The sequence below is a fragment of the Saccharopolyspora indica genome, assembly GCF_027853965.1.
In the GTDB taxonomy this organism is placed as follows: domain Bacteria; phylum Actinomycetota; class Actinomycetes; order Mycobacteriales; family Pseudonocardiaceae; genus Saccharopolyspora; species Saccharopolyspora indica.
The window spans coordinates 595,447-621,262 of the sequence record NZ_JAQGLB010000003.1; the positions used below are offsets into that span (position 1 = coordinate 595,447).

Below are 25,816 nucleotides of genomic sequence, written 5' to 3' on the forward strand. Positions count from 1 at the left end.
GCATGGGCACGTCTCCACTGCGGGTCTACGGCGGTGTGCAGGGTGATCACCGCCGAGCGGAACGCCGGGCGCAGCTGCTCGAAGCCGGGCTGGACCTGCTCGGCGCCTCCGGCGACGGCCCGGTCCTGACGGTGCGCGGCGCGTGCCAGCAGGCGGGGTTGGCGACGCGCTACTTCTACGAGAGCTTCGCCGACCGCGACGCGCTGGCCGCAGCGGTGTACGACCACGTGGTGGACGACCTGGCGACCACCACCCTCGAGGCCGTCACCACCGCCGGGCCGGGCGAGCGGGCCAAGGTGCGCGCCGGGCTGGAGAACATCGTGCGGACCGTCGCGCGGGATCCGCGCCGCGGCCGGCTGCTGTTCTCGGTCGGTTTGAGCAGTCCGCTGCTCGCCCAGCGGCGGTTGGACTCCTCACGGCTGTTCGCCGCGTTGCTGGGCGGTCAGGCGCAGAACTTCTACGGGATCACCGAGAGCCCGCACCTGGAGCTGACCACGCACTTCATGGTGGGCGGGCTGGCGCAGGCGCTCACGGCCTGGCTCGACGGCACGCTGCAGTTCGACGAACGCGGACTCGTCGAGCGCTGCACCGAGGTCTTCCTGGCCATCGCGGCCGGGTTCGGGACGGCGGACGCGGGCGGCTAGCGCCTGGTCCGGGGCAGCTCGGCGCGGACGCCGAGCAGCCGGACCGGCCTGTCCAGGGGGAAGCGGTCCAGCGCGGTGCGTGCGGCGCGTTCGAGAGCCTCGGCGTCCCGCGTCGGGTTCAGCAGCGATACGCCGTGGGTGTGCGTGGCGAAGCTGGAATCGCGCACCTTCACCACGACGCGGCGGGCCACCTTGTCCTCCACCGCGAGATCGTCGGCCACCACGTGCGACAGCCGCCGAACCTCCGCGCGCATCTCCTCGACGTCGCGGAGGTCCCGCTGGAAGGTCACTTCGCGACCGTGCGAGCGGGCTTCCTCCGGTTCTTCGGTGACGGGGGTCGAGTCGTAGCCGTGGGCGAGCGCGACCAGCCACGGGCCGATGTTGGGGCCGAATTCGCCTGCCAGATCCGCCATTTTCGTGCGAGCCAGGTCGCCGACCGTCGCGATGCCCCTGGCGGCCAGCTTCTTCGCGGTCTTCGCACCGACGCCCCAGAGCGCGTCCGTGGGCAGCTCGGCCATCACCTCGACCCAGTTGGCCATCTCCAGCCGGAACACCCCGGCCGGTTTGGCGAAGCCGGACGCGATCTTCGCGCGCAGCTTGTTGTCCCCGATGCCCACCGAGCACGCCAGCGCGGTGCGCTCCCGGACCTGCTGCTGCACCACCCGTGCGGTCTGCTCGGCGTCGTCGGTGTCGACGAGCATGAACGCCTCGTCCCATCCGGCCACTTCCAGCAGGCCGCCCAGGTCGCGCAGCGCGCTCATCACGTCGGCCGAAGCGGCCAGGTAGGTTTCGTTGTCGGCGGGCAGGAACACCGCTTCGGGGCAGCGGCTGGCCGCCGTCCGCAGTGGTGTCCCGGAACGGACTCCGGCCGCGCGGGCCTCGTAGGAGGCTCCGGCCACCACTCCCCGCTGCGTCGGATCGCCGCTGCCGCCGACGAGCACCGGCCGCCCCCGCAGCTCCGGGTGGCGCAACAGCTCGACGGCCACGATGAACTGATCAAGATCCACGTGCAGCACGATCCGTTCCACGCTGCCAGCATCGACGGGTTCCGCCGATTCCGCCAGACCTCGGTGCGCGACACTGGTGGGATGATCAAGCGAAGCGCCGGCATCCTGCTGTTCCGGCTCGCCGAGGGCGCCCCGCAGGTCCTGCTGGTCCACCCCGGTGGACCGTTCTGGAAGAACAAGGACGCGGGTGCCTGGTCGGTGCCCAAGGGTGAGCACGAACCCGGCGAAGACGCGCGGGCCACGGCGATCCGGGAGTTCACCGAGGAGACCGGTGCCGTGCCGTCCGAGGGCGATCTGCTCCCGCTCGGGGAGGTCAAGCAGCGCAACGGCAAGGTCGTCACCGCGTGGGCGGTCGAGGGCGATTTCGACGTCACCGCGTTGCGCAGCAACGAGTTCGAGCTGGAGTGGCCACCGCGGTCCGGTCGCCGCCAGCTGTTCCCGGAAGTGGACCGGGCTTCGTGGTGCGATCCGGACACCGCGCGGGAGAAGCTCAACCCGGCGCAGACCGCATTCGTCGATCGCCTCCTCGACTCGCTGCGCGAGGCCGGGCGGCTCGCCTGAATCCCGACTCCGGAACGAGCTCCGCCCCGCCTGGCTCGACGGCCAAGCGGGGCGGAGCTGTCCGCGCGGGCGGACTCAGTCCTCGATCGAGCTCTCCTTGGTCTCCTTGCTGATCAGCAGCGCGATCAGCGTGATCGCGCCCATCGCCGCGAGGTAGACGCCGACCCAGCCCAGGCCGTAGGAGCTGGCCAACCAGGTCGCGATGTAGGGCGCGACCGAGGCACCCAGCAGGCTGGCCAGGTTGTAGGACACCGAGGCGCCGGTGTAGCGCACCGCGGTGGGGAACAGCTCCGGCAGCACCGCACCCATCGGCCCGAACGTCATGCCCATCAGGCCGAGACCGACGATCAGGAACGACACCGTCGCCACCGTCGAACCCGCGCCGAACCACGGGCCCAGCAGCAGGCCGAACACGATGATCGCGCTGGTGGTGATGATCAGCGTGGGCCGCCGCCCGTAGCGGTCGGCGAGCAGGCCCGCCACCGGCACCGTCAGGCCGAAGAACACCACCCCGATCATCAGCATGATCAGGAACGACGAGCGCTCGTAGCCCAGCCCGGTCTCGGCCGTGCCGAAGGACAGCGAGAACACCGTCATCAGGTAGAACAGCACGTAGGTGGCCAGCATGATGAAGGTGCCCAGCATCAGGGCCTTGAAGTCGCTGCGGAAGACCTGCGCGAACGGCACCTTGGCCCGCTCGTTACGCGCCACGACCTTCGAGAACGCCGGGGTCTCGTGCATGTTCAGCCGCACCCACAGGCCGACGACCACCAGCACCGCGGAGACCAGGAACGGCACCCGCCAGCCCCAGGACAGGAACGCCTGCTCGTCCATCAGCTCGGACAGCAGCAGGAACAGCCCGTTGGCGAAGAAGAACCCGATCGGCGCGCCCAGCTGCGGGAAGGTGCCGAACAGGGCGCGCTTGCGCGGCGGGGCGTTCTCGGTGGCCAGCAGCGCGGCACCGCCCCACTCACCGCCCAGCCCCAGCCCCTGGCCGAACCGGCACAGCGCCAGCAGCAGCGGCGCGAGGACGCCGATCTGCGCGTAGCCGGGCAGCAGCCCGATCACCACGGTGGAGATGCCCATGGTCAGCAGCGAGGCCACCAGGGTGGACTTGCGGCCGATGCGGTCGCCGAAGTGGCCGAAGAGCGCGGAGCCGACCGGGCGGGCCACGAAGGCGATCGCGAAGGTGGCCAGCGACTGCAGGGTCGCGGCGGTGGGGTCGCCCGCCGGGAAGAACAGGTGCGGGAAGACCAGCACCGCCGCGGTCGCGTAGACGTAGAAGTCGTAGAACTCGATCGACGTGCCTACGAGGCTGGCGATGACCACCTGCCGGGTCGAGTTCCGCGGGGTGGGATCACCCGATGATCCGGAGTCCCGCACTCCTGGTGCTGGGACGTGGCCGACAGCCATGGCGCCGCAACCTCCTCGTTAACACGATCGGACTACCGCACTGTAATCCGCGGCCGACCACTTGCCGAGACGGGGTTCCCGCATCGTGGGCATCCTCACCTGGGCGCGCACGCTCCGCGGAGAAGTGCGAACAGTCCGTGAACACCGAGCCTGGCAGAAGGCCCACCACCGCGGATCGGGGAAGGGCCATGGCTTCCCGAATGCTGGGATTCCTGCCCGATCGTCCGTCCGGATGATCGCGACGGCGGACGGCAGCAACCGGGGGCTGCTGCTTCCTAGACTTGAACGCTCCCCCGAACTCCGCTCTGCACGTGTCGTGACGAAGGAGTGCGCCGTGGCCCAGGCAGCGAAGCAGGACCTCTCCGCACGCGGGGCGCCGCGCCGACTGCGCGGTGCCGAGCTGCGACTGGTCGGGATGCCGATCGGCGGCATCGGCTGCGGCCAGCTCTACCTGGGTGGCGACGGGCGGCTGTGGCTGTGGGACGTCGACAACCGGACCGCGCCGGCGGCCATCCACGACCTGCACTTCACCCGCCCGCAGATCCCGAGCTCGCCGTTCGAGCACGGGTTCGCGGTGCGCATCGGCGAGCAGCCCGCTAAGTGGCTGGACGCGCGCGGTTTCCCCGACGTGGCGTTCACCGGGCGCCCGCCGCTGGCCGAGGTGGACTACCCGGGTTCGGAGGTGCGGATCCGGCTGCGCGCCTGCTCGCCGTTCATCCCCACCGAGATCGACGACAGCTCCTACCCCGCGGTGTTCCTGGATTACGCGATCACGAACACCTCGCAGTCCACAGTGGAGGTGGAGGTCGGCGGATTCCTGGAGAACCCGGTGTGCCTCGGCAGCAGGCACACCCGCCCGTTGCGGCTCAGCGCGGAGGATTTCACCACCGGCTCCGCGGCAGGTGTGCAGTTCGCGGCCGCCGAAGGCAGCGCCGGGAACCCGATGCGCCCGGATCTGCTGCTGGAGGACTGGGAGAAGCCCGACTACACCGGCTGGTCGGTGACCGGGGACGCCTTCGGCGCCGGTCCGGTCCGCACCCTCGACCGCCCGGGCTACCAGGGCGAGGCGGGCGCGTTCGGAATGCGGATGGTCGACTCGCACGCGAGCGCCCCGGGAACCGACGCCGGTGCCCGCGACAGCGCCACCGGCAGGCTGCGCAGCGCGCCGTTCCGCATCGAGCGGAACTACCTGCGGTTCCGCGTGAGCGGCGGCGGTTTCCCCGGCACCTGTTGCCTGAACGTCCTGGTGGACGGCCGGATCGTCGGTTCGGCGACCGGTTCGTTCAGCGACCGGCTGGCCGACCGGGTGCTGTACCTGGGGCCGTGGCAGGGTCGCGACGCCGTCGTCGAGATCGTCGACGACGAGACCGGCCCGTGGGGCCACATCGGTGTCGACCAGCTCGTGCTCACCGATCACGCGTCTCAGCAGCCGCTGGCCGAGCTGCCCGACCACGGCAGCGCAGCGCTGGCGATCCTCGGTGCGGATCAGGTCCGCACCTGTCCCGCCGCGGCGTCCTGGAACTCCCCGGAAGACGTGCTCGATCCCGCTCCCGGCCCTCCTGGGGTGGACGGGATCTCCCGGCGCACCGCGGGCACGGCGTGCGCGAGCGTGACGTTGCAGCCGGGCGAGCAGCGCACCGTCCGCTTCGTGCTGGCGTGGTTCTTCCCCGTACCGGACCGGGAAGGCCTGGCCTTCCTGGAGCACAGCCGCGAGCTGCTCCGGCACTGCGCGAGCCGCTTCGCCGACGCGAAAGCGGTCATCGCGCACCTCGACGGCGCGCAGGAGCACCTGCTGGAGCGCACTTCGAGCTGGATCCGCACCTGGTACGAGGACTCGACGCTGCCGCACTGGCTGCTCGAACGGGTCGCCGCCAACACCACCACCCTGTCCACCTCGACCTGCTACCGGTTCTCCGACGGTCGCTTCTACGGCTGGGAAGGCGCCTACTGCTGCGCGGGCACGTGCACGCACGTCTGGCACTACGCGCACGCGCTCGCGCACCTGTTCCCCGCCGTGGAACGCGACATCCGGGAGCGGGTGGACCTCGGCATCGGCTTCCACGCCGCGACCGGGCAGTTGAGCATGCGCGGCGAGGCCGACCGGACGCCGGCGGTGGACGGGCAGGCCGGAACGATCCTGCGGATCTACCGCGAGCACCAGATGTCGGCGGATCCCGGTTGGCTGCCCCGGGTCTGGCCGCGCACCCGGCGCGCCGCGGAGTACCTGATCGGCTCGGACGCGGAACCGGACGGCGTGCTCGACGGTGCCCAGCCCAACACGCAGGACGCCACCTGGTTCGGCCGCAACAGCTGGCTGTCCGGCCTGTACCTGGCCGCGTTGCGGGCGGCCGCGGCGATGGCCTCGGAGGTGGGCGACGACGGGTTCGGGCAGCGCTGTCGCGAGCTGGCCGACCGCGGTGCCGAGATCGTCGTGCGCGATCTGTTCAACGGCGAGTACTTCGTCCACGAACTCGACCCGGCGCACCCGGGTTCGGTCAACACCAACCGCGGCTGCTTCGCCGACCAGCTGCTCGGCCAGAGCTGGGCGGCGCAGCTCGGTCTGCCGCGCGTCCTGCCGGAGGCCGAGACGCGTTCCGCGCTGCGCAGCATCTGGCGGCACAACTTCGTGCCGCGCCCGCTGGAGTACCGGGAGCACAGCCCGATCGACGGCGGCCGCATCTTCTACGACGACGACGTACCGGCCCTGATCATGTGCACCTGGCCGCGAGGCGGCGGCGACGAGGCGGGCGAGAACTGGTCGACCAGCTACTTCAACGAGGCCTGGCACGGCATCGAGTACCAGGTCGCCGCGCACCTGATCGCCGAGGGAATGCTCGCCGAAGGCCTGGCGATCGCCCGCTCGGTGCACGACCGCTACGACCCGCTGCGCCGCAATCCGTACAACGAGATCGAGTGCGGCGACCACTACGCGCGCTCCATGGCGAGCTTCGGGGTGTACACGAGCCTGCTGGGCTTCGAGCACCACGGCCCGCGCGGGCACCTGGGATTCGCCCCCGAGATCACGCCGGAGAACTTCGCCGCGGCCTTCACGACGGCCGAGGGCTGGGGCCTGTACCGCCAGCAGCGCACGGGCTCCGAGCGGAGCAGCACCGTCGAACTCCGCCACGGCCGCCTGGACCTGAACACCCTCGCCCTCGACACGACCAGCGCCGAACCGCGAGCCCGGCTCGACGGCGAGGAAGTACCGGTGATCGCCGACCCGGAACGCCCGCTGCTCACCTTCCCCGACCGGATCACCCTCATCGCAGGTCAAACACTCAGAGTGCAGCTCTGAACCAATTTCGGTTGCGCGGCGCGGCATGATCGGTGGCATGGAGATCGACTACCGGTGGCGAGGTCCTGCGTCCGATGACGAGCTGGTGGCGTTGACGCGGTCGCACGGCGGAAGTGCGGAATCCGGCTGGTGGGACCGGGTGCAGCAGCACAGCCTGGGCTGGGTGACCGGCCGGGGCAGCGACGGGGCGCTGATCGGGTTCGCCAACGTCGCGTGGGACGGCGGCGATCACGCCTTCCTGCTCGATCCGAAGGTCGACCCGGCGCACCAGCGCGGCGGGATCGGAACCGAGCTGGTGCGCCGTGCCGCAGCGGGCGCCGCCGATGCCGGGTGCACCTGGTTGCACGTGGACTTCGAGCCGCACCTGCGCGGGTTCTACTTCGACTCCTGCGGTTTCCGCCCGACCGATGCCGGGCTCATCGCGCTGAGCTGACCTCGCCCGCGGCCAGGAATCCGGTGATCAGCGCGGTCAGCTGCGCCGGGTTGTCCTCCTGGGCGAGGTGACCGCACTCGCCGATCCAGGCCAGTTCGGCGTGCGGGATGCGCGCGGCCAGGTCCTTCGCGCGCGCCGGTGGCAGCCACTGGTCCTGTTCTCCCCACGCGATGAGCACCGGGCAGTCGAGTTCGGCGTAGCGGTCCTCGACCTCGCGGGTGTAGCGCTCGTCGGCCTGGCCGATCTGGCGGTAGAAGGCCGCTTGCCCCACCGGCCCGAGCCACGGGGCGACCAGGTCGTCGAGCACGTCGGCGCGCAGTTCCCGGTGGGCGGCGGTGGTGATGTAGCGGCGGACCAGCGCTTCGTGCAGCAGTGGCGGAAGTGCGGTGAAGACCTCGGCGTGGTCGTGCGCCAGCCGGAAGAACTCCGATCCCCACGGCCGCACGCTCACCGCGTCGACCAGCGCCAGCCGCCGGTAGCGAGCTCCGCTGAGCAGTGCCGTCCGCAGCGCCACGGCGCCGCCGAAGTCGTGGGCGATCACCGCCGGTTCCGCCAGTCCCCAGTGCCGCAGGAGCTCGGCGAACACCTCCTGCTGAGCAGCCAGCGAGACGTCTTGGCCATCGCGCATCTCCGACTGCCCGTATCCCGGCATGTCCCAGACGAACACCTGGTAGCGGCCGCTCAGCGCTGCGGCGATGTCCCGCCAGACGTAGGAGGAGAAGGGCGTGCCGTGCATCAGCACCACCGGTTCGCCCTGGCCGGAGCTCGCCCAGCGAACCGCCCCGTGCGCCGACTCGAACCGCTCCGGAAGTTCCCAACCCATCGCACACCTCCGTTACCGACTATCAGCCTATGCCAGTAACGTTACCGGCTCTGTCAATAAGCCGGTAACCTGAACGGATGGCATACGACCGCCCGCCCGCACCGGATGAGCTGCGACCGGTCGAGGAGTTCGGCAACTCCGCACGATTCCTGCAGGACGAGGACGCCCTGCGCGATCTGGCGGACGCCCGGCAGTGGCTGCGCGACCACGACCAGCGGGACGCCGCCGACGAGCTGGACGAGCCCGCGCGGCTGGAGCTGCTCCGAGCCCGCGAAGCAATCCGCGACCACCTGGCCGGAACCGGCTCCGCGCAGCTCAACGACTACGCCCACCGCCTGCTCGGAGCTCCGCGCTGGCACGGCGGCCGGATCGTGGTCCCGGTCGACGGGAGAACCGCCGTGGACCGGGTGATCGGCGATCTCGTGGTCGCGCTGGTGGTGGCGGACCTGAGCGGGAAGCCAGGGCGCCTCAAGGTCTGCCAGGCCGAGGACTGCCGCTGGCTCTACTACGACCGCTCCCCCGGCAACAACAGCATCTGGTGCAGCATGGACATCTGCGGAGCCCGCCACAAGATGCGCACCTACCGCGCTCGCCGCAAGGACACCTGAGTGCGCGGAGGCGCCTTGCGGGGGCGCCTCCGCGCGTGGTCAGACGACTGCTTCTTCGGCGTCTTCCGGGGTGGTTTCGTCGCGGGCCGGGAGGTCGGCGAAGGCTGCCGGTGGTTCCTGCCAGTGCGTCGCCGCAGCACCCTGCTGGATCGCCTGCCAGACGCGCTGCGGCGTCGTCGGCATGTCGATGTGGCGGACTCCGAGGTGCTTGACCGCGTCCACCACCGCGTTCTGCACCGCGGGCGTCGAGCCGACCGTTGCCGATTCGCCGATCCCCTTGGCGCCCAACGGGTTCAGCGGGCTCGGTGTCTCGGTGTTGGTCACCTCGAACGAGGGCAGGTCCGCCGCTGACGGGATGGTGTAGTCGGCGAGGGTGCCGGCCTCCGGGTTGCCATCGGCGTCGAAGGTCACCTGCTCCCACAGCGCTTGGGCGATGCCCTGCGCCGCACCGCCGTGCTGCTGCCCGCGCACCAGCATCGGGTTGATGATCCGGCCGCAGTCGTCCACCGCGACGTGCCGCAGCGGGCGGACGAAGCCGGTCTCCACGTCCACCTCGACCACCGAGACGTGCGCGCCGAACGGGAACGTCGCACCGCCGGGCGCGAAGTCGATGTCGGCCGCCAGGCGGTCACCGTCCTCGGCCGCGGCGCGGGCCAGTTCCGCCCAGGCGATGGTCGCGCTGGGCACGCCGGCCACACCGAGTTCTCCGCCGCCGGTCAGCTCGATGTCGTCGACCGAGGCTTCCAGCCGGGCCGCGGCCAGCTCCTTGGCCTTGCGCAGCACCAGTTCTCCGGCTTCCTGCACCGCGCTCCCGGCGATCTGCAGCGAGCGCGAGCCACCGGTTCCGCCGCCTCGCGGCACCTCGGCGGTGTCGGACTGGACGAACTCCACGGATTCCAGCGGGATGCCCAGCGCGTCGGACACGATCATGGCGAAGGACGTCGCGTGCCCCTGCCCGTGCGCGGAGGTACCCACCTTGATCCGGGCGCCGTTCTCGTGCACCTCGACCTCGGCGTACTCGCCAGCGCCACCGCCGGTGATCTCCACGTAAGCGCTGGTCCCGATGCCGAGCAGCACCTTCTCCCCGGCCTCGATGCGGCGGGCCTGCTCGGCGCGCAGGGCCTCGTAGCCGGCCAGGCGCAGGGCCTCGTCGAACGGCAGCCCGTAGTCACCGCTGTCGTAGGTGGCGCCGAGCAGCGTCTTGTGCGGGAACGACTCCGGGACGAGGAAGTTCTTGCGCCGCAACACGACCGGGTCCAGGTCGAGTTCCGCGGCCGCGAGGTCCATCATCCGCTCCAGCATCGCGGCTGCCTCGGGACGTCCGGCGCCGCGGAAGGCGCCCACCGGCGTCGTGTTGGTCAGCGCGGCCACCCCGTCGTAGCTGATCTTCGGGATGCGGTAGACGCCCTGCGCCATCATCCGCGTCGAGCTCAGCGCGAGGGAGCCGCCGAAACCGGCGTAGGCCCCGCAGTCACCGATCACGCGGCAGCGCAATCCGGTGATGGTGCCGTCGCGTCGCAGGCCCAGCTCCGCGAACTGCACCTGAGCGCGCCCGTGCGGCATGCCCTGCATGTTCTCCGAGCGCGTCTCCACCCACCGGACCGGGCGGCCCAGTCGCAGTGCGGCCGAAATGGCGACCGCGTGCTCGGAGACCACTCCCGCCTTGCCGCCGAAACCGCCTCCGACGTGCGGGGAGATCACCCGCACCCGCCGCGGTTCCCAACCGAAGGCCTCGGCCACGCCGTCGCGCAGCCCGTGCGGCATCTGCGTGGACACGTGCACCGTGACGTCGTAGTCCTGGTCCGGGCCACCGGGCTCGACCGCGATCGCGTTGCCCTCCAGCGGCACCACCGCCACGCGCTGGTTCTCGATGCGGGCGCGCACCACGACTTCGGCGTCCGCGAGCACGTCGGCACCGGCCGGGTCGCGGAAGCCGCCCGCGACGTTGGAGCCGAGTTCCGGGAACTGCTGCTCGGCCGCCGGGTTCAGCGCCTGCTCCGGGTCGGCGACGACGGTCAGCGGCTCGTAGTCGACGTCGACCAGCTCGATCGCGTCGGCCACCGCCGCGGCGCTCTCCCCCACGATGACCGCGACGGGTTCGCCGACGAACCGGACCCGGTCGGTGGCCAGCGGCGGGCGCGCGCAGAGCGGGTTGAACCCGCCGAAGGCGGGCGGGATCGGGACGTCCAGGTCGGCCGCGGCGAAGGCGCCGACGACACCCGGCGCGGCGGCGGCCGCCGCGACGTCGATGCCGGTGATCAGGGCGTGCGCCATCGGCGAGCGGACGAATCCGAGGTGCAGGACGCCCGCGATGTCCAGGTTGCCCACGTAAGTGCCCCGGCCGCGGAGCAGTTCCGGGTCCTCGACCCGTTGGACCTCGGTCCCCAGCAATGAACCCACCATGTGCGAAACCCTATCCGTCACGCCGACTCGAAGCAGCGAAATCCACCGTTGGCCGGAGTGGATCAACAGCCGGTGGGCGGGAAAAATTCCCCTTTCAGGGCGCCGCGGGCAGCAGCGGGTCGACGTCGGACAACCGGCGCGGCGGTGGCAGCTCCCAGCACGGCCGCACCCGGCTGAGCTCGCGGTGCGCGCGGACGAGCCCGGCGAAGTCCCTCGGGAACGCGCGCGGGTCCACGCCGAGCAGCTCCCCGCGGCGCCCGGCCCGGTCCAGCAGTCGCCGCCAGTCGTCGATGCCCGACAGGCCGATGGACTCGGTGCCGTGCGAGAAGAGCATCAGGCGGATCTCCTCGAAGTCCCGGGTGTCGAGGAAGTCGCTCAGCGCTCGGTGCGAGCCCTCGGTGTTGAACGCCATCCAGAACGGCACCGAGCCGGTGCGCAACGCCCACCAGGGTTCCATCAGCAGGAAGGACTCCACCAGCAGCCGGTCGGCGGGCAGGCCGCGCTGCGCGTACCAGGTGCGGTGCAGGTCGGCGACGAGCGGGCTCAACCGCTCGGGGTGGTCGAAGGGCATGCGCCGCAACGAGAAGCGGTGCTGGTGCGCGGCTTCGGCCAGGTCGGTCAGCAGGTCCGGTTCGAAGCCCCACTCGGCTTCCGGTGCCCGCTCGTCGGGTTCCGGGGGCCGCCAGCCGCTGCGGCGGGCGCCGTAGCGGCGCAGCAGGTCGGCCACCCGCGGCCCGCCGGAGTGGTATTCGTCCTCGGACGCGCCGCCCAGGGCGCCGAACTGGAACACGTGGCGCGGGCCGACCCGGGTCACCGGCCAGGACAGTCCGCACTCGACCGTCACGACCGCGCCACCGGCCACCAGGTGGTCGCGCAGGAACCGGCGGTAGGCGTCCGGCAACCGCCGCCACTTGACGCGGAAGTAGGACATCCCGGCGATCATCAGCCGGTCCTGGTTGGGATCGTGCATGTGGTGCAGCACCAGGTCCGGGTTGGCCGCCAGCAGCCGCTCGGCCGGGTCGCGTCCCGCTTCCAGCTCGCCCCGCGGGTCGTCGCGGTCCACTCCGCGCCGCCGCACCGGGATCAGCACGGTCTGCGGCAGCCACGGCGCGTCCAGCGCCGCCGCCAGGTGCACCACCGCGCCGTTGGAGGAGCCGATGAACACCACCGGGTACCGGCGCTTCGGGTAGTGGTCGACGACCCAGGACGCGAGCTCGTCGGAATCGACCTCGCCCAGCCGGGCGGGCGGCAACGCCTCGCTCACGCCGCTGCCGGCGTAGAGCTGGTCCGCCCATCGTGCGGGCAGCCGGTTGACTCCCGCCAGCACGGCTGCGAGCACCGGTTCGAGCTTCTTCGGCGCCTGGCCGATCGCGGGGATGTCCTGTCCGGCGAGGAATCGCGACAGGGCCCGGAGCATCCCCGTCGCGGAGTCGAAGGACGCGACTGCACGTGCTGGCCGCAACTGTCCCACCTCGCCTCGGTGCAGCCGCAGTCCACAGAGGATGCCTCGGCTCCGGCTGCCGGATCGTGCTTCCGAGGTGCCCGTTCCGGACCGATCGAAAACCTGTCCCGCCGCCCGTTGACCGGCCATGTCCGCGACTGTAGCTTTCACATCCACCGCAGTTCCTTCACAGATGTGAAAATGCCCGGCTGCACAAAGGAGTGCCGATGGGTGCACCCAACGCGACCAGCGACGACCCCTACCTCCTCACCGCTGACGGCATCAAGGAACCGCCCACCGGCTGGAAGGCCAGCCTCCGGTACCTGGGCCCGGGTCTGATCGTCAGCGCCTCCATCGTCGGCTCCGGCGAGCTGATCGCGACCACCGCGCTCGGCGCCGAGGTCGGCTTCGCCCTGCTGTGGATGGTGATCCTGTCCACCGCGGTGAAGGTGGCCGTGCAGGCCGAGCTCGCCCGCTGGACCATCATCACCGGCAAGCCCGCCCTGACCGGGTTCAACGAGGTTCCGCCGAAGATCGGCCGGATCGGCTGGATCAACCTGCTGTGGATGCTGATGGCGCTGTCCAAGCTGCTGCAGGTCGGCGGGATCGTCGGCGGCACGGCGGTGGCGCTGAGCATGCTGATCCCGGTCGGCGGCGATCCGCTCGGCTTCACCTCGCTCGCGGTGTGGACGGCCATCATCGTGGCGGGCAGCATCGCGCTGCTGTACTCCAACAGCTACAACCTGATCGAGCGCGGCGCCTTCGCCCTGGTCGCGGTCTTCTCCGTGGCCACCGTGGTGATCGCACTCGGCCTGCCGTTCACGCCGTTCGGCTACGGCGGCGCCGACCTGCTCTCCGGGCTGACCTTCACCATCCCGGTCGGCGCGATCGGCGCGGCGGTGGCGATGTTCGGCATCACCGGCGTCGGCGCCGACGAGATCACCTTCTACACCTACTGGTGCGTGGAGAAGGGCTACGCCCGCTGGGTCGGGCCGAACGACGGCAGCGAGGACTGGCAGCGGCGCGCCCGCGGCTGGATCCGCGTGATGTACAAGGACGTCTTCCTGTCCTGGGTGATCTACACGTTCAGCACGCTGGCGTTCTTCGTGATGGGCGCGGCGGTCCTCAACCCGCAGGGACTGGTGCTCGAGGGCAACGAGATGATCACCACGCTGTCCCAGATGTACACCGACGTGATCGGCGAGTGGGCGGCGATCGGGTTCCTCGTCGGCGCGATCGCGGTGCTGGGCTCGACGCTGTGGGCGTCGATCCCGAGCTGGTCGCGGATGTACGTCAACGTGCTGGCGACGCTGGGCGTGCTGGACTGGTCGGACGCGCGGGCGCGCGGCAGGTGGGTGCGCGGCTTCACGGTGGCGCTGCCGATCGTGTGGGGCGCGACCTACCTGTTCATCAACTCACCGGTGGTCATGGTGCAGATCGGCGGCATCATGACCGGCATCTTCCTGCCCGCGGTGGTGGTGGCGACCTGGTACCTGCGCAACACGCAGGTCGACCGGCGGCTGCGCGGTTCGCGGGCGTTCAACACCCTGCTGGTGGTCAGCAGCATCGCGATCAGCATGCTGGGCATCTACAGCCTGGTGAACGTCTTCAGCTGAGCGCGATCAGTGGTCGTGGTGATGGTGGTGGTCGTGGTGGTGCTCGGGCCTGTTGTGCTGGTCCAGGCAGGCCGAGTACTGCGCCGGGTCCTGCAGGGTGGAGCAGTCGGTCTGCGCCGAAGCCAGCGCGGGCGCACCGAGCAGCAGCGCGACCGCCAGTACCGATCCGGCCAGACCGCGCGTGGGTGGACGCATGTCGCACCGCCTCCGATGAGTGGGGAGGCGGGCACCACCGCAGCGGCACCCGCCCGCTGGAGAACTGCCTACCAGTCCACGGTACAAACCGGGCGCATCGACCGAGAACCCCTGGCGCCGTGATTCTTCCGGCGCGGGCCGGGCCGGGACGCGGGACGAAATCCTCTGGACACCGGGCTCAGCGGGGAGCCATCCGGATCGCACCGTCGAGCCGGATGGTTTCGCCGTTGAGGTACGGGTTCTCCAGGATGTTGCAGGCCAGCGCGCCGAATTCGGCCGGCTCGCCGAGCCGCTTGGGATTGGGCACCGAGTCCTCCAAGGACTTGCGGACGTCCTCGCGCAGGCGGCCCAGCAGCGGGGTGTCCATGATGCCCGGTGCGATGGTGCACACCCGGATCGCCTTGCTCGCCAGGTCCCGCGCCGCGCAGAGCGTCATCCCGACGATGGCCGATTTCGAAGCGGTGTAGGCGATTTGGCCGATCTGCCCCTCGAACGCGGCGACCGACGCGGTCAGCACGATCGCTCCGCGCTCGCCGTCCACGGCGTCGTGCTCGGCCATCCGCGCCGCGCCCAGGCGCAGCGCGTTGTAGGAGCCGATCAGGTTCAGCTTGATGACGTCCTCGAAGGGTTCCAGCGCACCGGGCTCGCCGTCCTTCTCCACCAGGCGGATGCGGGCACCGCGCCCGGCGCAGTGCACCAGGGCGCGCAACGGCCCGGCCGCGTCCAGCGCAGCGGCGAACTGCTGCTCGTCGGTGATGTCGGCCGCCGCGAAGCGCGCGCCGAGCTCGGCGGCGACCTCCGCGCCCTGCGAGGTGGGCAGGTCGATGATGGTGACGGCGGCGCCCGCCCCGGCCAACTTCCGCGCGGTCGCCAGCCCCAGACCGGACGCGCCGCCGGTCACCGCCGCCGAAATGCCTTCCAGACGCATGCGCTGATCCTCTCCACACCGGTGTGCTCGGCCCATTCAAGGCAGCCCGCGCGGAAGTGGTCAAAGTCCGTTTCACGAACGGAGCCGAAGGCCCGGCCTATATCCGGTGGACGGCCGGGCGAGAATCGGATCGTGAGCACTTGGAACATCGAGCCCACCGCCGTGGACCACCCGAACGTCGTGGACCTGCTGCGCGAGTACACCGACGAGATGGCCAGCCGGTACTACGGCCGCCCGGCGACCGACGCCGAGGTGGACCAGGCGATCGCCGAGGATCCCAACACCGGTCTGCACCCGCCCACCGGGGTGTTCCTGGTGGCTCGCGAGCAGGCCGAACTCGTGGGCTGCGCGGGCATCCGCGAGCTCGAACCCGGGATCGCCGAGCTGAAGCGGATGTACATCAGGCCGCGGGTGCGCGGGCGCGGGGCGGGTGCCCGGCTGCTGACCGAGGTGGAGCGGCACGCGCGGCAGCTGGGATACCGCGCGATCCGCCTGGACACCCGCGACGACCTCGTGGAGGCCCGCCGCCTCTACGCCAAGCACGGCTACCAGGAGATCCCGGCCTTCAACGACGGCCCGTACGCCGAGCACTGGTTCGAGAAGGTGCTGCGCTCCCGGGAGCCCGTGCGGTGAACGGGCGAGTCGAGCCGGCCGCGCTCCGGACCGACCGGCTCGACCTGGAACCGCTGCGCGCCGACCACGCCGAGGAGATGTCGGCGGTGCTGGCCGCGCCGGAGCTCTACGAGTTCATCGGTGGTGCCCCGCTGACGGCGGCGGAACTGCGCGCCCGCTACGAGCGGATGCTGGCGGGCTCGCCGGATCCCGAGGTGTCGTGGTGCAACTGGGTCGTCCGGTTGCGCTCCGAGAACCGCCTCACCGGCGCGGTGCAGGCGACGATCGGCCCCGGCTACCCAGGGCCCGCCGCCGAAATCGCCTGGATGGTGGGCACCGGGTGGCAGCGCCGCGGCATCGCGAAGGAAGCCGCGCTCGCCCTCGTCGACTGGCTCCGCCGACTCCCGGTGCACGGCGTCCTCGCTCACATCCACCCGCAGCACCGCGCCTCGGCCGCGGTCGCGGAGGCCGCCGGCCTGAAGCCGACCGCCGACGTCCACGACGGCGAAGTCGTGTGGCGGTTGCCCTTCAGGCACTGACCTTCCGATCCGCTGGCACCGGCCGTGCGGCGGCTGCCAGGGAGATGGCGAAGAGCACCGGAGCCGCTGTCTGGTAGCCGATCCACACCTCGCCGCCCGCGCTGCTGCCCAGCCACGCCAGCAGCAGGGCCGCCAACGTCGCCAGCAGCCAGCAGCTGTCGTAGGCGATCATGAGGCGCAGGTAGGTGCGCGTCGTGCGGCTGCGCAGGTAGCCGATCTCCATCGCGCCGCAGATCAGCAGGACCGCTCCGGAGGCGATCATCAGCCAGCCGGGCACTCCGAGCAGCTCGCCGAGCGGTGCGGCACCGATCGTGCAGGCGGCGGCGAACACCAGCTTGAAAGCGCCATCGGCGACGATCCCGGCCTTCCTGCTCTTCCCCGCCGACGCCGCGGCCTGCGCGTGGTCCATGAGCACCCCTCATCTCGTAATCCGATTACGACTATAATCAGATTATGCGAAAGACGAGAGCGCAGGCCAAGGAGGACAACCGCCGCGCCCTGCTGGACGCCGCGTTCGAGGTGGTGTCCCGGGACGGCTACCGGGCCAAGCTCGAAGACATCGCCGCGCGGGCCGAGGTGACCACCGGCGCCATCTACTCGCTGTTCGGCAGCAAGACCGGCCTGGTGGTCGCGCTGGTCACCGACCGCCTGCAACCGCACTACGCGGAGATCGAACGAGCGGTTCCCGCCGAGCTGGACCTGATCGACGCGGTCGACGCCTTCGCCCGGCACCAGCGGCGCAGCTGCGACGCACCCGACGCGCTGCCCGTGCAGTCGCTCCAGATCACCTTGCTGGACATGGCCGTGCACGATCCGGCCCTTGGCGCGCAGCTCGCCGAGACCGTCCAAGCGCAGGAGAACCACCTGGTCGAGCTGTTCACCGGACGAACGCACGGCGGAAGCACCGTGACCCGGCACCAAGCCGAGCGCCTGACCACGGCGCTCCGGGCGTTGTTCGTCGGCCTGACCCAAGGCGTCAACCTAGGGCTCGCAGTCGGCGCCGACGAGCAGTACTTCGCGGATGCGGCGTGCGCCCTGGTCTCCGACGCACGCCTCACCGACGACTAGACCCGAGCCGGTACCGCGCCGCCGTCGACGAGTTCGTCCAGCCAGCGCAGGGCCGCCGGGACCGGGTCGGACGAGCGCAGCACGTGGTGGAGGTAGGTGTTGGCCACCAGCAGCTTCCGGTAGCCGAGCCCGGCGCGGACCTCGTGGTCGGCCTGCTCGAACAGCAGCGCCGCCATCGTCGTCCGCGCCGCCAGATCGGTGAACTCGCCGCACAGCGCCTGCGCGTGCTCGTCGTCCGCGGCGAGCAACGACTCGCCCAGCGCACGCACCTCGTCCACTTCGGACACCAGGTGTTCCGCACCGGCGGCCACGTCCGGGTCCGCGATGCGCTCCAGGCGGTGTCGGGCGGTGTCGGCGAGCAGTTCGTGGGCGCGGTCCTTGCGGATGCAGCGCAGGACGTCCAGGGCGATCACGTTGCTGGAGCCCTCCCAGATCGAGCCCAGGTGGGCATCGCGCAGGAGCCTGGGGTTGATCCAGTCCTCGATGTAGCCGTTGCCACCGCGGATCTCCATCGCCTCGCCGGTCACCACGCGCGCCAGCTTGCACAGGTGGTACTTGCCCAGCGGTGTCAGGACGCGGATCAGCCTGCGCGCATCGGCGCTCCCGGCGTCGGCCTGGTCGAGCGTGGCGGCGGCTTCCAGCACGAACCCGAGGCCCGCTTCGGCGTGCAGCAGCATCGGCAGCAGCGTCTTGCGCATCAGCGGCTGCTCGAAGAGCGGTTTGCCGAAGGCCACCCGCTGGCGGGTGTGCGCGACGGACTCGGTGAGCGCGCGCCGCATCAGCGCCACCGCGCGCATGGCGTTGGACAGCCGCGAGACGTTGACCATCTCGGCCATCTGCAGGAAGCCGCGCGAGAGGTCGCCGACCGGCAGCGCGTAGCAGTCCTCCAGCGTCACCTCGCCGCTGGCCATCGAGCGGCTGCCGAGCTTGTCCTTGAGCCGGTCGATCCGGTAGGTGTTGCGGCTGCCGTCCGGGCGCAGCCGCGGCACCATGAACATCCCGAGGCCCCTGGTGCCCTCGGGGCCGCCCGGAACCCGCGCGAGGGTGAGGATCACGTCGGCGGAAACGTTGGAGGCGAACCACTTCTGGCCGCGCAGCGTCCAGTGCGCGCCGACCGGGGTGGCCTCGGTGGCGGTGCGGCCGACGTCGCTGCCGCCCTGCTTCTCGGTCATGAACATCGCGCCCGTCAGCAGCGAGTCGAAGCGCGGCGAGCTCAACCCGTCGATCTCGCGCGCGAACAGCGACCGGTCGCCGAACCTGCGCAGCACCCGCGCGGCCGAGTCGGTCATCGAAACCGGGCAGAACAGCCCGAACTCGGCCTGCACGAACACGTAGGACAGGCCGTACTTGACCACGTGCGGCACCTCGGTGGGCCAGCCGTGCACGCCCGTCCGGTGCGACATCGCGGCGAACCCGAACCGCTCGAACGCCAGCCGCGACATCTCGTCGTAGGCCGGGTGGTGGACCACTTCGTCCACCCGTTCGCCCGCCGCGTCGTACTGCCGCAACCGCGGCGGGTTGACCTCCGCGACCGCGGCCAGCTCGTCGAGCCGTCCGGCCGCCACCGCACCGACGTCCCGCAGCACCGGCTCCACCAGGTCCATCGAGCCGACGTGCCGGGTCAGCAGGGGGCGCAGCGCTGGATCGAGATCGGCGAAGTTCATACCCGGCACGTTTCCACCGCCCCCGCCGAGCTGTCCAATACCGAATCAACCGCGCGCTGAGACTTCCGCCGAATCAATCCCTTCCGCGATCCGCCAACGGGCGGCGCCGTCTCGCACCGCCGCATACTGTGAGGTGGCAACCTCGGCGAGGAGGTTCGACATGGTGGAGGCGCAGCGCGAGCTGGTGCTGATCCGGCACGCGAAGTCGGCATGGCCGGACGACGCCGACGACTTCGACCGACCGCTGGCCGAGCGCGGCCGCCGCGACGCACCGGCCCTGGGCCGCTGGTTGCGCAAGCACGCGGCGGCGATCGAGCTGGTGCTGTGCTCACCGGCCGCGCGCGCCCGCCAGACCTGGGAGCTGGCCGCCCGCGAGATCCCGGCCGAGCCCGTCGTGAAGCACGACGACCGGATCTACGTGGCCTCGGCCCGCGAACTCCTGGCGGTCGTCCACGAGATCCCGACAACGGTGATGACCGCCGCCGTCATCGGCCACAACCCCGGGCTCGAGGACCTGGTCAGCCTGCTCACCGGAGAACCGGTGGTGCTCAAGACCGCAGCGATCGCGGTCCTGCGCACGCAGAGCCCGTGGTCGGCCATCGGCGAGAGCTGCGCCACCGCAGCCGAATTCGCCAAACCGCGGGGCTGAACCGCTGGGCGCCGCCGGATGCGCGGCGCCCAGCCACCGGCTCAGGCCGCGGACTTGACCTTGGTGTCGGTCTGGCGGTACCGGAAGTTGCACTCCTCGATCCCGCGCTCGGCCGCCCAACCGGAGGTCAGGATCTGCAACGGCACGATCTCGGCCAGCGCGCGCACCGCCGGACCGCCGTCGGCGGCGAGCCTGCACACCACCAGGTTCGCCGCCTCCGGCACGTCCTGCTCGGTGAGCAGAACGGTCGGGATGCCGAACCCGGCGAGGCTGCGCGCCAGGTCCACCTCGCGGCCGTCGCCGAGCACGATGACAGCCTTGGACCCGTCGTTGGACTCCATCGGTCCGTGCAGGTAGTTGTAGGTCTCCCAAGCCGTGGCCGCCACGCGCGGGAACTCGCGCAGCAGCAACGCCCCTTCACCAGCGGAACCGAACGAAGCCCCGGAGCCGACCAGGTCGACCGAGGACACGTGGTGGATCATCTCGCCCGCCCGGGAGACCGGCCCGGCCGATTCGGCGATGGTCCGCTCGACCAGCTCGGGCACCCGCTCCCAGCCGCCCGCGGACCTCCCGCTGATCCGGTCGGCGAGCATGCCCACCGCCAGCGCCGTTGCGCTGTAGCTGGTGGTGCAGGGACTGGTGTCGGCACCGCTGTCGGTGGAGATCACCGCGTCGACGACGTCGTTCAGCGGCGACTCCGCGGTCTTGGCGACGCCGATCTGCACCGCGGCACCCCGGGCGCGCATCACCTCGACCGTTTCCCGGCTGCGGCCGGAGGCCGAGACCGCGACGTAGACGTCGGCCTGCCCGCCCTCGCCGGAGAGCAGCTCGCCCGGCGAGGCGGCGAACGCACGCCCGCCGTCGGCGCGCAGGTGCGCAGCGCCCACCCACGCGGCGTAGTAGCTCGCCCCGATGCCCACGAACGCGACGCTGGTGTTCTCGGACCGCGGCAGGTCGAGGCCGGTCACCGCCTTCGAGACGGCCGTGACGCTGGTGCGCAGGCTCTCGACCTGAGCTGTGATTCCGTCCGCGAAACGCATGATTCCCTTTCTCAGTCGTCCAGCTTGAGGTAGTCCTGGTACTTCGCGGCGTCGTTCACCGCGATCTTCTGCAGCGCGTTCTGCGGCAGTCCCCACTTGTCGAACACGCGCTGGTAGCTGCCGTCGGCCTGCATCGCTTCGAGCGCGGCCACGATGGCGTCGCGGATCTCGGATTCCTGCTTGGAGACGATGATTCCCTGGTAGCCGACCGCGTACCGGCTGCTCTCCAGCACCTTGAGCCGGTGGCCGCCGGTGGCCGGCATGTTGGCGATGGCGTACTTCGCGACGCCGACCGTGTTCACCTGGGCGTCGGCGCGCCCGGTCCGCACCGCCATGCCCGCCTGGTCGTCGGTCTGGAAGGTCAGCACGTCGATCGGCTGCGCGCACTTCTCGTTCTGCAGGGTCAGCAGCTTCTGCGGGATGCTGCCGGTGGTCACCGAGGCGGTGTGCCCGCACAGGTCCGAGATCTTCTGGATGTTGAGCGGATTGTGCTCGGGCACCACCAGCGAGGTGGCCTCCGTGCTGTAGTCGATGACGTCGACGATCTTCTCCCGCTCCGGGAAGTCGCCGAAGGCCGCCATGGCGAAGTCGTAGCGGCCGGCCTGCACCGCCGGGATGATGCCCGGGAACTGCATGGTGTCGGTCTCGATCCGCACCCCGAGGTGCCTGCCGATCTCCTCGGCCAGGTCCACCTCCAAGCCCTGCAGCTGCTTGCTCTGCTGGTCCATGAAGTTGTACGGCGGCGAGGAGGGATCGGTGACGCGACGCAGCACGCCGGCTTCCCGGACCTCCTCCGGGAGCATCGCGCGGAGCTCGTTCGGCTCGTCGGCGGCGGGCTCTGCCCCACCGCCGCACCCGGTCAGCGAAACCGCGGCCAGCGCCACCAAGGTCAGGGTCCGTCTCCAGCTTCGCAACATGCTGCTGCCTCCATTCCGGAAAGGTCGAGCACAGTGGACGGTCATCGGACGCGGGCGAGGAATTCCGCGGTCCGGTCGTGCTTCGGCGCGTCGAAGACCTGGGACGGCGGGCCGATCTCGGTGATCACGCCGGCGTCCATGAACGCCACCAGGTCCGACACCTCGCGGGCGAAGGCCATCTCGTGGGTGACCACGACCATCGTCATCCCGCTGGCGGCCAGGTCCTTCATCACCGCGAGCACCTCACCGACCAGTTCGGGGTCCAGCGCCGAGGTGGGTTCGTCGAACAGCATCAGCTCCGGGTCCATCGCCAGCGCCCTGGCGATGGCGACCCGCTGCTGCTGACCGCCGGAGAGCTGCGACGGGAAGGATTCCGCCTTGTCCCGCAGGCCGACCCGGGTCAGCAGTTCCAGCGCGCGATCCCGGGCCGCCCGCTTGTCCCGCTTGCGCACCGAGACCTGGGCCAGCGCGATGTTGTCCACTGCGGACAGGTGCGGGAAGAGGTGGAAGCCCTGGAACACCATGCCGATGCCCGCCCGGCTGCGCGCGAGCTCGGTCGCGGTGAGCTCGTGCAACCGCCCGCCCTGCTGCCGGTAGCCGCGCAGCGCGCCGTCCACCTCGATGGTGCCCGCGTCGATCCGCTCGAGGTTGTTGATGCAGCGCAGGAAGGTCGACTTGCCCGCTCCGGACGGGCCGATGATGCAGGCCACCTGCCCGGACCGCACGTCCAGATCCACACCGCGCAGGACTTCCCTGCCCTGGAACGTCTTCCGCACGTCGCGAGCTGCCACCGCGCTCATGAGGGTCCCGCCTCTCCGCTGGTCCTGGTTCGCCGGGGCTTCCGCTCCGCCGGGGCGAAGTGCCGTTCGATGAAGTACTGGCAGAGGCTGGCGACGGTGGTCAGCGCCAGGTACCAGGCGCTGGCGACGATGAGCAGCTCGATCACCAGGTAGTTCGAGGTGTAGATGTGCTGCGCCTTGGTCAGCAGGTCGCTGGCGGCCACCACCGACACCAGCGAGGTCGTCTTGAGCATCCCGATGGTCTGGTTCCCGGTGGGCGGGATGATCACCGCCATCGCCTGCGGCAGCACCACCTTGGCCATCGTCTGCGCCGGGGTCAGCCCCAGCGCTCCGGCGGCCTCCCGCTGCCCGAGCGGCACGGACTGCAGCCCGCTGCGCACGATTTCGGCCATGTAGGCGGCTTCGTGCAGGCTCAGCGCCAGCACCGCCGCGACGTAGGGCGTGACCAGCTCGTTGGTGTTGATCTCGACCGGTCCCAGCGAGATCTCCGGGACGAACAGCGCGATGTTGAACCAGAAGATGATCTGCACCAGCAGCGGCGTGCCGCGGAAGAACCAGATGTAGCCGGAGCTGGTCGCGCTCAGCACGGCGCTGCCCGACATCCGCATCAGCGCGAGGACGACGCCGATGACGCAGCTCAGCGCCATGGAGGCGAAGGTCAGGGCGATGGTGACGCCGACACCGGACAGGATGGACGGGTCGAACAGGTAGCCGCCGACGGCGGGCCAGCTGATCTGCCCGGAGTCGACCACGACCGCCGCGCAGCAGACGAGGAGGACGACGACGAGGGCGGCGAGGATCCGCGATCCCGTGCGGCGCAGCGGAACGACCGGGCCGCTCACCTCCGCGGATCGGCGGCCCTCCTGGACAGCCGGGGCTTCGGTCATGTTCGGCTCCTCACGACGTGGTGGGCAGGACTGCCGGACAGCGGCGAACCCGCTGCCGCGGATTCCGCCAGGGCCAGCGCGCCGGCGACCGGGGGCTCGCGCAGGACCGTCAGTTCGCACCGCACGCCGTTGCGCGCCAGGTGCTCGGCGCAGGCCTCGTGCAGGCGCGGCTGCGCGACCACGACCCCGCCGCCGAGCACGACCTGGCTGGTGTCGGCACCGCGATCGCCCAGCACTCGCACCAGGTGGGCCAGCGCGCGGCCGCCGTCGTCGATGACCCGCAGGGCGGCGGCGGAACCCGATTCGGCGGCGGCGAACACCATCGGCGCGAACCGGCCGACGGCGGCGGCGTCGGCGCCGCGGAACGGTTTGGACAGCACCGAGAGGTCCGGCACGTCCAGCGTCTCCAGCAGGAAGTCGGCCAGCACGTCGTGCTCGCCGAGGTCGTTGAGCCGGAGCACCTCGCGGGCGGCCTCGCGGACCAGGGCCGGGGCGCTGCCCTCGTCGCCGAGGATCCAGCCCCACCCGCCGGCGACCAGCAGCTCGCCGCTGCGGTAGCCGACCGCGACCGATCCGGTGCCTGCGACGACACCGACTCCGCTGGTCAGCCCGGCGGCGGGCAGCAGGAGCTCGGCGTCGTTGAGGGCCAGCGAACGCACTCCGAGCTCCTCGGTCAGCCGTTCCTGGAACACCCCGCACTGCCGCGGGGTGTCGCAGCCGTGGGCTCCGACGACCACCGAGCCGATCCCGGCACCGGCGGGCACCGACTCCCGGATGAACCGGGCGAGCCGCCGGGCCGTGCCGCCCAGCGATCCGCCGAAGATCTGGTCGCTGGAGCGGACCACGTCCAGCGTCCGGCCCGCGTCCACCGCGGCTCGGAGCTGGGTCTTGGTCCCGCCGAGGTCGACCCCGATGTTGATCACTTCAACACCTCCTCCTTCTTGAGTTCGGAAAGTTACCTAACTCTCAACCGGCAAACAAGACCCAATTTGCTCCGAACGGAGGCAAACTTAAGAAGGTTGCTTAACCCCCGTAGGATCACGGGTACGAAGTGGTGACTCTGCGTCGCAGAAGGGCAGTGATGGGAACCCCAGTGGAAACGGTCGCGTCGGCGCTACCGGACAGCGCACGCGCGGTACTGGCCGAACTGGCCACCTCCGGCGCCGCCACCCGCCCTCAGCTCGGCACCAAGCTCAACCTCTCCAAGCCCACGGTGTCCGCCGCGATCACCCAGCTCGAAGCGCACGACCTGGTCACCGCGGGCGGGCACCGGCAAGGCGCCACCGGCCGGACCGCCGTCGTCTACAACCTCGGCCCCGGGGCCGGGCACGTGCTCGGCCTGGACGTCGGGTCCACCTTCGTGCGGGTGCGCGCCAAGACGCTGGACGGCCGGTTGCTGGCCGAACGAGGCGAGGAGGTCCCGGCCGGGGAGAACGCCAACGCGCTCGCCGGCACGATGCTGTCCTCGGTGCGCTCGGAACTCGGTGCCGCGCACGGACCGCTGCGCTCGATCGCCGCGGCGACGTCCACAATGGTCGGACCGGTGGCACCGGAGGGAAGCCGCGGCCCCGCCGTGCTGGAAGACCTCCGCAGGCAGCTGGATCCGCCGGAATCGGTGCCGGTGCTGGTCGAGAACAACGTCAACTGCGCGGCGATCGCCGAGATGACCCACGGAGCGGCCGACGGCGTCGACTCGTTCGTCTACCTCCAGGCCGGGGTGCGGATCGGCGTCGGCATCGTGCACAACGGCAGCGTGGTGCGCGGGCGGACCGGCGGCGCCGGCGAGATCGCCTACCTGCCCTTCCCGTGGGGAAGCGGCGCTTCGCCGCAGCGCGGCGAACTGGAGTCCTACCTGGGATCGGCAGCGCTGATGCAGCGCTGCCGCGAGTCCTGGCCGCGCGGCCACGGCACTCCCCCGGCGCAGCCCGCCGAGCTGTTCGCCCTCGCCGCACAAGGAGATTCCGCCGCCGAAGCCGCCGTGCGGCGCCACGCCGAAGACCTCGGCAACCTCGTGACCGCCACCGTCGCGGTGCTCGACCCGGAACTCGTGGTCCTCGGCGGCGGCATCGGCCAGAACCACATCCTGCTGCCCGGCGTGCAGGACGCGGTGCGCAGGCTCATCTGGGAAACCCCGATCACGACCAGTCAACTCGGCAACGAGGCGACCGTGCTGGGCGCGGTGGCGCTCGCAGCCGACGCGGGGCTCGCCGAGCTCACCCGGACTCCCGGCACCCTGAGCAAGAACGTCCGCGCCCTGACCAGGTGACCCAGCG

The 25,816-nt window shown here is 71.0% G+C and carries 25 protein-coding genes; 11 read left to right on the top strand and 14 right to left on the bottom strand.

Features of this window, described 5'->3' with window-relative positions; translation table 11 throughout:
* The first annotated feature begins 2 nt into the window (after positions 1-2).
* Positions 3-644 carry a TetR/AcrR family transcriptional regulator gene (locus tag OU416_RS10185; RefSeq protein ID WP_270926628.1) on the top strand — a complete coding sequence of 214 codons (642 nt, stop codon included), beginning with the start codon at positions 3-5 and terminating at the stop codon, positions 642-644.
* Here the strand turns inward: OU416_RS10185 and OU416_RS10190 are convergent.
* Positions 641-1,672 (bottom strand): DNA polymerase IV, encoded by a 1,032-nt coding sequence (locus OU416_RS10190; protein ID WP_270926629.1) that lies wholly within the window; start codon positions 1,670-1,672, stop codon positions 641-643. The genes OU416_RS10185 and OU416_RS10190 overlap by 4 nt on opposite strands.
* A 60-nt stretch (positions 1,673-1,732) precedes the next feature.
* Here OU416_RS10190 and OU416_RS10195 point away from each other — a divergent pair, with 60 nt between their 5' ends.
* Entirely contained in the window at positions 1,733-2,212 is a 480-nt protein-coding gene (locus tag OU416_RS10195) for an NUDIX domain-containing protein (RefSeq protein WP_270926630.1), read from the top strand.
* A gap of 75 nt (positions 2,213-2,287) precedes the next feature.
* Here the strand turns inward: OU416_RS10195 and OU416_RS10200 are convergent, their stop codons facing one another.
* Positions 2,288-3,625, bottom strand: a complete 1,338-nt coding sequence (locus tag OU416_RS10200; RefSeq protein WP_270926631.1) for an MFS transporter — start codon at positions 3,623-3,625, stop codon at positions 2,288-2,290.
* Between the two features lie 334 nt (positions 3,626-3,959).
* Between OU416_RS10200 and OU416_RS10205 the strand changes: the two genes are divergently transcribed.
* Both OU416_RS10205 and OU416_RS10210 read left to right on the top strand, forming a co-directional pair.
* Positions 3,960-6,920, top strand: a complete 2,961-nt coding sequence (locus OU416_RS10205) for a GH116 family glycosyl hydrolase (protein WP_270926632.1) — start codon at positions 3,960-3,962, stop codon at positions 6,918-6,920.
* Positions 6,921-6,957: 37 nt separating this feature from the next.
* The gene (locus tag OU416_RS10210) at positions 6,958-7,353 is read left to right on the top strand and encodes a GNAT family N-acetyltransferase (protein ID WP_270926633.1); all 396 of its coding nucleotides are present in this window, start codon (positions 6,958-6,960) and stop codon (positions 7,351-7,353) included.
* Here OU416_RS10210 and OU416_RS10215 read toward each other — a convergent pair.
* Complete coding sequence (locus OU416_RS10215) at positions 7,337-8,176, bottom strand: alpha/beta fold hydrolase (RefSeq protein ID WP_270926634.1); 840 nt, start codon at positions 8,174-8,176, stop codon at positions 7,337-7,339. The two genes, OU416_RS10210 and OU416_RS10215, sit on opposite strands and share 17 nt — an antisense overlap.
* A 77-nt stretch (positions 8,177-8,253) precedes the next feature.
* On the opposite strand from OU416_RS10215, the gene OU416_RS10220 reads away from it, so the two are divergent.
* Positions 8,254-8,784 carry a CGNR zinc finger domain-containing protein gene (locus OU416_RS10220; RefSeq protein WP_270926635.1) on the top strand — a complete coding sequence of 177 codons (531 nt, stop codon included), beginning with the start codon at positions 8,254-8,256 and terminating at the stop codon, positions 8,782-8,784.
* 39 nt (positions 8,785-8,823) lie between these two features.
* Here OU416_RS10220 and OU416_RS10225 read toward each other — a convergent pair whose 3' ends face one another.
* Entirely contained in the window at positions 8,824-11,187 is a 2,364-nt protein-coding gene (locus tag OU416_RS10225) for a xanthine dehydrogenase family protein molybdopterin-binding subunit (RefSeq protein WP_270926636.1), read from the bottom strand.
* Positions 11,188-11,281: 94 nt separating this feature from the next.
* Positions 11,282-12,658 carry a hypothetical protein gene (locus OU416_RS10230; RefSeq protein WP_408642283.1) on the bottom strand — a complete coding sequence of 459 codons (1,377 nt, stop codon included), beginning with the start codon at positions 12,656-12,658 and terminating at the stop codon, positions 11,282-11,284.
* Between the two features lie 197 nt (positions 12,659-12,855).
* On the opposite strand from OU416_RS10230, the gene OU416_RS10235 reads away from it, so the two are divergent.
* Positions 12,856-14,244 (top strand): Nramp family divalent metal transporter, encoded by a 1,389-nt coding sequence (locus OU416_RS10235; RefSeq protein WP_270926638.1) that lies wholly within the window; start codon positions 12,856-12,858, stop codon positions 14,242-14,244.
* 6 nt (positions 14,245-14,250) lie between these two features.
* Here OU416_RS10235 and OU416_RS10240 read toward each other — a convergent pair whose 3' ends face one another.
* Positions 14,251-14,439, bottom strand: a complete 189-nt coding sequence (locus tag OU416_RS10240; RefSeq protein WP_270926639.1) for a hypothetical protein — start codon at positions 14,437-14,439, stop codon at positions 14,251-14,253.
* 178 nt (positions 14,440-14,617) lie between these two features.
* Complete coding sequence (locus OU416_RS10245) at positions 14,618-15,367, bottom strand: SDR family NAD(P)-dependent oxidoreductase (protein WP_270926640.1); 750 nt, start codon at positions 15,365-15,367, stop codon at positions 14,618-14,620.
* Between the two features lie 132 nt (positions 15,368-15,499).
* Here OU416_RS10245 and OU416_RS10250 point away from each other — a divergent pair, with 132 nt between their 5' ends.
* Positions 15,500-16,000 carry a GNAT family N-acetyltransferase gene (locus OU416_RS10250; protein WP_270926641.1) on the top strand — a complete coding sequence of 167 codons (501 nt, stop codon included), beginning with the start codon at positions 15,500-15,502 and terminating at the stop codon, positions 15,998-16,000.
* Positions 15,997-16,518, top strand: coding sequence for a GNAT family N-acetyltransferase (locus tag OU416_RS10255; RefSeq protein WP_270926642.1), 522 nt, complete (start codon positions 15,997-15,999; stop codon positions 16,516-16,518). Before OU416_RS10250 ends, OU416_RS10255 begins: the two co-directional genes overlap by 4 nt.
* Here the strand turns inward: OU416_RS10255 and OU416_RS10260 are convergent.
* Positions 16,508-16,927 carry a hypothetical protein gene (locus OU416_RS10260; RefSeq protein WP_270926643.1) on the bottom strand — a complete coding sequence of 140 codons (420 nt, stop codon included), beginning with the start codon at positions 16,925-16,927 and terminating at the stop codon, positions 16,508-16,510. The two genes, OU416_RS10255 and OU416_RS10260, sit on opposite strands and share 11 nt — an antisense overlap.
* A 44-nt stretch (positions 16,928-16,971) precedes the next feature.
* On the opposite strand from OU416_RS10260, the gene OU416_RS10265 reads away from it, so the two are divergent.
* A complete protein-coding gene (locus tag OU416_RS10265) occupies positions 16,972-17,586 on the top strand; it encodes a TetR/AcrR family transcriptional regulator (protein WP_270926644.1) in 615 nt (204 codons plus the stop codon).
* Here OU416_RS10265 and OU416_RS10270 read toward each other — a convergent pair.
* Positions 17,583-19,250, bottom strand: coding sequence for an acyl-CoA dehydrogenase family protein (locus tag OU416_RS10270; RefSeq protein ID WP_270926645.1), 1,668 nt, complete (start codon positions 19,248-19,250; stop codon positions 17,583-17,585). The two genes, OU416_RS10265 and OU416_RS10270, sit on opposite strands and share 4 nt — an antisense overlap.
* A 160-nt stretch (positions 19,251-19,410) precedes the next feature.
* On the opposite strand from OU416_RS10270, the gene OU416_RS10275 reads away from it, so the two are divergent.
* Positions 19,411-19,899 (top strand): SixA phosphatase family protein, encoded by a 489-nt coding sequence (locus OU416_RS10275; RefSeq protein WP_270926646.1) that lies wholly within the window; start codon positions 19,411-19,413, stop codon positions 19,897-19,899.
* Between the two features lie 41 nt (positions 19,900-19,940).
* Here OU416_RS10275 and OU416_RS10280 read toward each other — a convergent pair whose 3' ends face one another.
* The 5 genes from OU416_RS10280 to OU416_RS10300 are packed head-to-tail and all read right to left on the bottom strand — an operon-like array spanning position 19,941 to position 24,466.
* Positions 19,941-20,939, bottom strand: coding sequence for an SIS domain-containing protein (locus OU416_RS10280; RefSeq protein ID WP_270926647.1), 999 nt, complete (start codon positions 20,937-20,939; stop codon positions 19,941-19,943).
* Between the two features lie 11 nt (positions 20,940-20,950).
* The gene (locus OU416_RS10285) at positions 20,951-21,856 is read right to left on the bottom strand and encodes an ABC transporter substrate-binding protein (RefSeq protein WP_270926648.1); all 906 of its coding nucleotides are present in this window, start codon (positions 21,854-21,856) and stop codon (positions 20,951-20,953) included.
* 41 nt (positions 21,857-21,897) lie between these two features.
* Positions 21,898-22,656, bottom strand: coding sequence for an amino acid ABC transporter ATP-binding protein (locus OU416_RS10290; RefSeq protein WP_270926649.1), 759 nt, complete (start codon positions 22,654-22,656; stop codon positions 21,898-21,900).
* Entirely contained in the window at positions 22,653-23,543 is an 891-nt protein-coding gene (locus OU416_RS10295) for an amino acid ABC transporter permease (RefSeq protein WP_270926650.1), read from the bottom strand. Before OU416_RS10295 ends, OU416_RS10290 begins: the two co-directional genes overlap by 4 nt.
* Positions 23,540-24,466, bottom strand: coding sequence for a BadF/BadG/BcrA/BcrD ATPase family protein (locus tag OU416_RS10300; RefSeq protein ID WP_270926651.1), 927 nt, complete (start codon positions 24,464-24,466; stop codon positions 23,540-23,542). The genes OU416_RS10295 and OU416_RS10300 overlap by 4 nt, the downstream gene beginning before the upstream one ends.
* Before the next feature lie 158 nt (positions 24,467-24,624).
* Between OU416_RS10300 and OU416_RS10305 the strand changes: the two genes are divergently transcribed.
* Positions 24,625-25,809 (top strand): ROK family transcriptional regulator, encoded by a 1,185-nt coding sequence (locus OU416_RS10305; RefSeq protein WP_270926652.1) that lies wholly within the window; start codon positions 24,625-24,627, stop codon positions 25,807-25,809.
* Positions 25,810-25,816: the final 7 nt, after the last annotated feature.

What these genes read in the sequence shown, in the direction of transcription:
- OU416_RS10280 (WP_270926647.1), bottom strand. Translation starts at nt 20,939, where the DNA reads ATGCGTTTCGCGGACGGAATCACAGCTCAGGTCGAGAGCCTGCGCACC.
- OU416_RS10200 (WP_270926631.1), bottom strand. Translation starts at nt 3,625, where the DNA reads ATGGCTGTCGGCCACGTCCCAGCACCAGGAGTGCGGGACTCCGGATCA.
- OU416_RS10220 (WP_270926635.1), top strand. Translation starts at nt 8,254, where the DNA reads ATGGCATACGACCGCCCGCCCGCACCGGATGAGCTGCGACCGGTCGAG.
- OU416_RS10270 (WP_270926645.1), bottom strand. Translation starts at nt 19,250, where the DNA reads ATGAACTTCGCCGATCTCGATCCAGCGCTGCGCCCCCTGCTGACCCGG.
- OU416_RS10225 (WP_270926636.1), bottom strand. Translation starts at nt 11,187, where the DNA reads ATGGTGGGTTCATTGCTGGGGACCGAGGTCCAACGGGTCGAGGACCCG.
- OU416_RS10305 (WP_270926652.1), top strand. Translation starts at nt 24,625, where the DNA reads ATGGGAACCCCAGTGGAAACGGTCGCGTCGGCGCTACCGGACAGCGCA.
- OU416_RS10285 (WP_270926648.1), bottom strand. Translation starts at nt 21,856, where the DNA reads ATGTTGCGAAGCTGGAGACGGACCCTGACCTTGGTGGCGCTGGCCGCG.
- OU416_RS10195 (WP_270926630.1), top strand. Translation starts at nt 1,733, where the DNA reads ATGATCAAGCGAAGCGCCGGCATCCTGCTGTTCCGGCTCGCCGAGGGC.
- OU416_RS10275 (WP_270926646.1), top strand. Translation starts at nt 19,411, where the DNA reads ATGGTGGAGGCGCAGCGCGAGCTGGTGCTGATCCGGCACGCGAAGTCG.
- OU416_RS10265 (WP_270926644.1), top strand. Translation starts at nt 16,972, where the DNA reads ATGCGAAAGACGAGAGCGCAGGCCAAGGAGGACAACCGCCGCGCCCTG.
- OU416_RS10240 (WP_270926639.1), bottom strand. Translation starts at nt 14,439, where the DNA reads ATGCGTCCACCCACGCGCGGTCTGGCCGGATCGGTACTGGCGGTCGCG.
- OU416_RS10215 (WP_270926634.1), bottom strand. Translation starts at nt 8,176, where the DNA reads ATGGGTTGGGAACTTCCGGAGCGGTTCGAGTCGGCGCACGGGGCGGTT.
- OU416_RS10245 (WP_270926640.1), bottom strand. Translation starts at nt 15,367, where the DNA reads ATGCGTCTGGAAGGCATTTCGGCGGCGGTGACCGGCGGCGCGTCCGGT.
- OU416_RS10210 (WP_270926633.1), top strand. Translation starts at nt 6,958, where the DNA reads ATGGAGATCGACTACCGGTGGCGAGGTCCTGCGTCCGATGACGAGCTG.
- OU416_RS10260 (WP_270926643.1), bottom strand. Translation starts at nt 16,927, where the DNA reads ATGGACCACGCGCAGGCCGCGGCGTCGGCGGGGAAGAGCAGGAAGGCC.
- OU416_RS10290 (WP_270926649.1), bottom strand. Translation starts at nt 22,656, where the DNA reads ATGAGCGCGGTGGCAGCTCGCGACGTGCGGAAGACGTTCCAGGGCAGG.
- OU416_RS10185 (WP_270926628.1), top strand. Translation starts at nt 3, where the DNA reads ATGGGCACGTCTCCACTGCGGGTCTACGGCGGTGTGCAGGGTGATCAC.
- OU416_RS10235 (WP_270926638.1), top strand. Translation starts at nt 12,856, where the DNA reads ATGGGTGCACCCAACGCGACCAGCGACGACCCCTACCTCCTCACCGCT.
- OU416_RS10295 (WP_270926650.1), bottom strand. Translation starts at nt 23,543, where the DNA reads ATGACCGAAGCCCCGGCTGTCCAGGAGGGCCGCCGATCCGCGGAGGTG.